This window comes from Edaphobacter aggregans DSM 19364 (genome assembly GCF_000745965.1).
Classification (GTDB): domain Bacteria; phylum Acidobacteriota; class Terriglobia; order Terriglobales; family Acidobacteriaceae; genus Edaphobacter; species Edaphobacter aggregans.
This window is the reverse complement of record NZ_JQKI01000237.1, coordinates 1-5,316: the sequence shown is the minus strand read 5'-3', so window position 1 is coordinate 5,316 and position 5,316 is coordinate 1. Positions and strand designations below refer to the sequence as shown.

9 protein-coding genes are annotated in these 5,316 nt (G+C 55.3%); 6 read left to right on the top strand and 3 right to left on the bottom strand.

Annotated elements, in window-relative coordinates:
* Positions 1-589, top strand: a 589-nt coding sequence (locus Q363_RS39565) for a transposase (protein WP_157467931.1), incomplete at its 5' end; no start/stop codon positions are given.
* A 197-nt stretch (positions 590-786) separates the two neighbouring features.
* Here the strand turns inward: Q363_RS39565 and Q363_RS30405 are convergent.
* From Q363_RS30405 to Q363_RS30395, 3 genes are all read right to left on the bottom strand, one after another.
* On the bottom strand, positions 787-1,392 hold the full coding sequence (locus tag Q363_RS30405) for a dihydrofolate reductase family protein (RefSeq protein WP_035358217.1): 606 nt from the start codon (positions 1,390-1,392) through the stop codon (positions 787-789).
* Positions 1,393-1,430: 38 nt separating this feature from the next.
* Positions 1,431-2,024, bottom strand: coding sequence for a toprim domain-containing protein (locus Q363_RS30400; protein ID WP_169747196.1), 594 nt, complete (start codon positions 2,022-2,024; stop codon positions 1,431-1,433).
* Between the two features lie 97 nt (positions 2,025-2,121).
* Positions 2,122-2,730, bottom strand: a complete 609-nt coding sequence (locus tag Q363_RS30395) for a recombinase family protein (RefSeq protein ID WP_051979568.1) — start codon at positions 2,728-2,730, stop codon at positions 2,122-2,124.
* A 153-nt stretch (positions 2,731-2,883) separates the two neighbouring features.
* Here Q363_RS30395 and Q363_RS30390 point away from each other — a divergent pair, with 153 nt between their 5' ends.
* From Q363_RS30390 to Q363_RS30370, 5 genes are all read left to right on the top strand, one after another.
* Complete coding sequence (locus Q363_RS30390; protein ID WP_035358213.1) at positions 2,884-3,063, top strand: hypothetical protein; 180 nt, start codon at positions 2,884-2,886, stop codon at positions 3,061-3,063.
* Positions 3,064-3,092: 29 nt separating this feature from the next.
* A complete protein-coding gene (locus tag Q363_RS30385) occupies positions 3,093-3,653 on the top strand; it encodes a hypothetical protein (protein WP_157467928.1) in 561 nt (186 codons plus the stop codon).
* A 95-nt stretch (positions 3,654-3,748) separates the two neighbouring features.
* The gene (locus Q363_RS30380; protein WP_157467926.1) at positions 3,749-3,952 is read left to right on the top strand and encodes a hypothetical protein; all 204 of its coding nucleotides are present in this window, start codon (positions 3,749-3,751) and stop codon (positions 3,950-3,952) included.
* 1 nt (position 3,953) lies between these two features.
* On the top strand, positions 3,954-4,277 hold the full coding sequence (locus Q363_RS30375; RefSeq protein ID WP_035358209.1) for a hypothetical protein: 324 nt from the start codon (positions 3,954-3,956) through the stop codon (positions 4,275-4,277).
* Positions 4,277-4,696 carry a hypothetical protein gene (locus Q363_RS30370; protein WP_035358208.1) on the top strand — a complete coding sequence of 140 codons (420 nt, stop codon included), beginning with the start codon at positions 4,277-4,279 and terminating at the stop codon, positions 4,694-4,696. Before Q363_RS30375 ends, Q363_RS30370 begins: the two co-directional genes overlap by 1 nt.
* Positions 4,697-5,316: the final 620 nt, after the last annotated feature.

The window sequence follows — 5,316 nt, the reverse complement described above, 5'->3', positions numbered from 1 at the left end:
GGAGGCACGCAAACGGCCCGAGGTACTGCGGCTGATGACGCATCCCGGCGTGGGGCCCATCACCGCACTGGCCTTTGTGCTGGTGCTTGGATCTCCAGATCGCTTCGGTTGCGGCCATCAGATAGGTAGCTATCTGGGCCTCATTCCCTGTGAGGACTCCAGCGCCGATCGTCAACGACTGGGGCACATCACCAAACAAGGAAGTTCTCTGTTGCGCTTTCTACTGGTGGAGGCAGCCCAGGCTGCTGTCCGCTGGGACCCCGACTGGCGACGTCGCTTCGTTCATCTGGCCATGCGTCGCGACCGTCGCATCGCTAAGGTTGCGATGGCACGCAAACTGGCCGTCAGCCTCTACTGGATGTGGCGTAAGGAATGCGATTATCAACAGAACTTTGCAGTTCGGTTCGCACGCGGGAGAGCCTGGATTCGTCCATGGTGTGAAGTAAATCACCGCCCACTTGATTGGGTATCCCGCTCCCTATCCAGGGAGTTCGAAGTAGTAATCATGGTCGAACGTGCGATCGGAGAGATGGTTGGGTCGGACCGAATTCCGCCCGAAAGATTACATGCGAACCTTTGTCGGCGATGATGAGTTTGTTCAACCAAAGCGTAACGAAACAGCTCCTCGGAGTGAGTGCCGTCTTACGTTCAAAAATACATTGACACAGCCGAGATTGTTAGAGATGGACGAATACTAACTCCGGACTAACTCAATGCAATTTCTAACGTTGTGACGCTTGCTGCGGGGAATGTGTGGAGCAGGCGTCCGTTTTCTGAGGGGACCCCTTATAAGACTTCCAGACTTCCGGTTGGGACTGCGCCTGCACGCTCGTAATTCACTATAATGACGCCTTTCGAGGTGACTGTGCTTTCCGTCACCTTGAATGCCGCCGGGATCGTGCCATCGGCAAACAATCGTTTTCCACCGCCCAACGTTATCGGATATATCTTCAGCCAGAACGCATCGACCAAATCATGCTTGATGAGCGTCTGAACGAGATTTGCGCTCCCAAAAACGTGCAAATCCGGCCCTTCCTGTTGCTTAATTTTGGTGATTTTTTCCGCAATATCTCCGTTTAGAAACACGGACGGCTGCCATTCGTGAGAAGTCATGGTATTCGAGGCGACGTACTTGGTCGCAGTGTTGACGGCTGGCCACATGTCATTATGTTGCGGCCAGAATGGTGCCCAAATGTCAAAGGTTCTGCGCCCTATCAACAAGTCAAACGGCATGTTCATCTGCTTTCTTATGGCCGTTGAAAGAACAGGGTCGGAATGTGGACTTATCCACCCGCCATACGCGAAGCCGCCGCTGGTATCTTCCTCTGGCCCGCCTGGGGCTTGTATGACACCATCAAGGGAGACAAATTCAAGCACATTGACTTTTCTCATGACTGAGTTCCTTCGAGTCTTATCTGATTGTGTTTAATTTACGGGTGTCCCCGGTTTTCGATGAGCCAGGTAATGCCACTTGGAAGCAGGGATGCTGACCCGGCTCGCGGCACCCGACCATAAGCCGGACAGCGACGGTCTGCACTCGACCGGCGCTTAGTTAGGCTCGATAGGCCAGTCTGACGAGACAAGGCCGGTGATACCTTGTAGCCGACAAGACGATCCGCGCCGCGCCGCGCTTCCTGAGCGTGAACTAGATTCATATTGAGCTGACGCGGCGTAGCAAGCGCCTTCCGAATCACAGCCTCGGTAATCGAATCGAAAGTGACGCGAGTATACGAGCGAAGCTTGAGGGTTTCTTTCAGATGCCATGCGATAGCTTCCCCTTCGCGGTCGGGGTCAGTAGCCAGGTAGACCTCTTCTGCTCTCTGGGCTATGGGCTTGAGCTTGCTGATTACGTCCTTGCCCCGTTCATTGAACTCGTAGGTGAGCGCGTAGTCAGCGCCCACTCCGAGGCTGCGGGGAGGAAGGTCCCGGACGTGGCCGACCCTTGCCTCGACTTCCCACCCGGCTCCAAGGATGCTTTTGATTTTCTTCTTCTTATTCGGGCTTTCAACGATCATGAGTTTCATAGCTGCCTCGGTCTCTACTGGGTTGCTGCGGGCTTTGTCTCTGTCGTCGCGTCTGACGATCATTTTATGATCTGGGTCGATTGCTGCGGGTCGTGGTTCATCGCGGCTGTGTTGGTTTCCGTCTGGCGGGCTTTTTGATGGCGGTAGCTGCTTTGCGTTTAGCGAGGATACGAAAGACAGTTGCCTTGCTGATGTTGTATATCTCGGCTATCTCGCGCCCGCTATGCTTCCCGCTATCCCACATAGTTCCGATTGCTGCTCGCTGTTGAGGACTTGTTTTTTGTGGAGCGCCCCCGAATCTTCCACGGTCCCGCGCGGCCTTGAGACCGGCCATAGTGCGCTCTCTAATCATTCCTTTTTCCAACTGAGCCATCACCGCACTAAATTGAAAGATCGCAACTCCCATAGGAGTCGTCGTGTCGATGGGGTCATGAAGAGAGACGAGGTTTATACCTCGCTTGCCCAAAGTTTGTACCAGCTCTAGGAGAAAGTGGACGGATCGACCTAAACGGTCAAGTTTGAAAACAACAAGGGTGTCGCCTTTTTTTAGGGTCTGCAAGCATCGGTCAAGCTCGGGGCGTTTTTTGCTCGTACTGCTGACTGATTCTTGGAATATATGATCGCGACAGCCGGCACGCTTCAACGCGTCGATTTGAGCATCAAGAGACTGGTCGGTTGTAGAGACTCGTGCATATCCGACTTTCATGTAAAAACGGTATCACAAACGGGGTGGTTGTGATACCGTGGTGTTGAGACGAGTTCTGCATACGACAAATGGAGCAATCGCTTGCAGAAACATTTAGTAACAAGCGTTAGCTAATACGGTCGTTTGTGAGTCGCAGGGCAAAGGGAGTCACTAATGGCCTCCACTAAGAGGGAGCACGTCGAACGAATGCTGATGAGGGCGCGGCGGCGAGCGAAGCAAGCGGCGAAGCTGGTCGAGAAATGGGAAAAGAAGCTGGCCGATGTAGACCGGCTCGATGTAGAAGCGAAACAAGCGAAACTCTGGGAAGAGGACGCGCTAGTGGAGACTGCATGAGGCTAGGGAGTACATCTCGGATTGGTTTGATGGCGCTGTGGATCTTCGCCGCGCCCTGGGCGACGGCACAACAGCGCAAAGAGCCGCTAAAGGTCTCCGTGCAGCTCACGCCTCTACCGGACGGGACACATGCGGATGTGACTGTGCAGCTCTTCAACACTGGTAGGCGCGTTATCAATGTCTGGATGCCGAAGGGACTCTCCTGCAACACCGTTCCGGGGGGTATGTCACTCGAATGGCAGTTCCACGCGAGCGGCTGGGCCGCACGAATGACGGCTCCAGCGGTGCATAGCTCTTGCGGCGATATTGCTGCGGGCGTCGATCCGCAAGCGGTCGCAGACCGCATAGCGAAGCAACAACGCACTTGGATTCGGCTGGCTCCAGGTCAGTACGCGGAGCTGCGCGACGAACTATCTACTACCGGGTTGGTAAATGATGCGGGCAAGTATGAGGTCCGCGCCGTTTACACATCCCCCGACCTATCCGCAGATGAGAAGCAATTGCTTCGAGACAATGGCTTAGACAGTCAGAAAGGACAGTACAAATCCGAAACCTGTAGAGTTTCCTGTCAGCCCATAAGGGCGGCATGAGGTACAGCTATGCGCGTCATCGCTTCGATGTTTTATTTCTTGTTCTCGTGGCCACTCTTGTCCAGCTCGTTCTAAGCCTCGGGAGTGGGTTTCTGATGGCCTCGCTTGTCATGGACCTGCTGATGTTCGTTGTTGCGACGCCACGGCAGCATGACACCCTAGTAAAGCTGTTCGTCATCTCCTTTGTGGGCAGCTTTGGGCTGTTCCTGATGAAGCGAGGTTATGACTGGATGCTTCTGAAGCTGAATCGCTACCGTCTCGGTGTCGATCGGCAATACTACGCGACGGGGGTACGGTGATATGGCTACGCAATCACTCAAAGAGCGGCGTCTAGCCGCATTCCGTGAAGCGCGGCAAACGAGCTGCGCGTACATCGCGGAGTGCATCATCTTCGCGGATGACGAGCAAGCAACCTTGTCGCCGGTCGTAGACGCGGCGGCGGGGCTGGATCGTATGAGAGAGCTGGCCGAACGGCACGGTGGCGAGAGTTTCACTGTAGAAGCGACCGCGCGTCTGATTGCGGAGGGCGGGCTGTATCGCCCTGGCTTCAAAGTGAAAGTCGAACCCACGGAACGCTATGGGCTTCTTTACGGTCTGACTGTCGATGAGCGGGGTACAGCGTAATGGGCAACGATACAGCGCAATCGGTCTATGAAGCCGGTTCACACAAACTTCGTCTGAACCTCGGGCGCGGCTTGCTCCTGATCGCGCTGCTCGGCTGGGCCTGTCTCAAACTCAAAGTGCCGGTGCCGTGGTGGTGCGTGCTCCTGCTGATCGCCGGGGCTATTGCGTTGGGCTTTATCTACCCGGTACTGTGGCGACGAAAGCATCCCCCGCTGCGAAACGATCCGCGCGAGAAGCGCCTAACGCTTGTCAAGCTCCTCTCACGTCCTATTGGTTTTCTGTTGCTGATCGCGGGCTTTGTCTCGCTTGGGGACAAAGCCTCTTCCGGCTCGTCGTCTCTAATCATGGTTGTAATCGGCGTGGGGATCGCAAGCCTCCCCATCTTTTTCAAGTACAAACCGGAGGCCACACATGCGTAGAAGGTTCTTCCTCGCTTTATTGTTGGGCGCAGGGGCGCTCTGTCTCTACATACGGAACGAAGTGCAGATCATCAATGACTATGCTCGTCTGGTCGAAGACGCGGGGCCGCTGCCGCTATGCGTAGCAAGCGGAACCTGTCCTATGTCTGAGCAGCGGCGTTAGAAACGTCGGACATACGGCGGCGGCGGGGGGCTCGCAAAAGCCGCACTGATCGCGCGGAAAAGCCCGAAGACCACACCAAAGAAGACACGAAAGAAAACGAAGAATACGCAGAACATGGGTATTGGGGAGCAACGGGTCGAGTAGCCCCGGGGAATTTCACCCCGAGGCCCTCACAGATCCGTACGTGAACCTCTCGATTCATACGGCTCCTCGCAGCCATGCGCTAGCCTCTTGCGAGGCATGCCTTCTCTGGAAGAAGAGGCTCATCCTGGTTAACCAGTTGGCCAAGCCCTCCGTTGAGCTGCGTCATCCCCTTCGCTCCACGCCGATTACAGGCGCTTCAACGCTACTACTGGATGATCCGTCCTCTGCAGATGCATCGCTACTTTCCCGTTTCGTGGGTCCCACTTATAGGTTTTCGCTTAGCATCACCTGCAGAGTTCCCATGTTCCATATC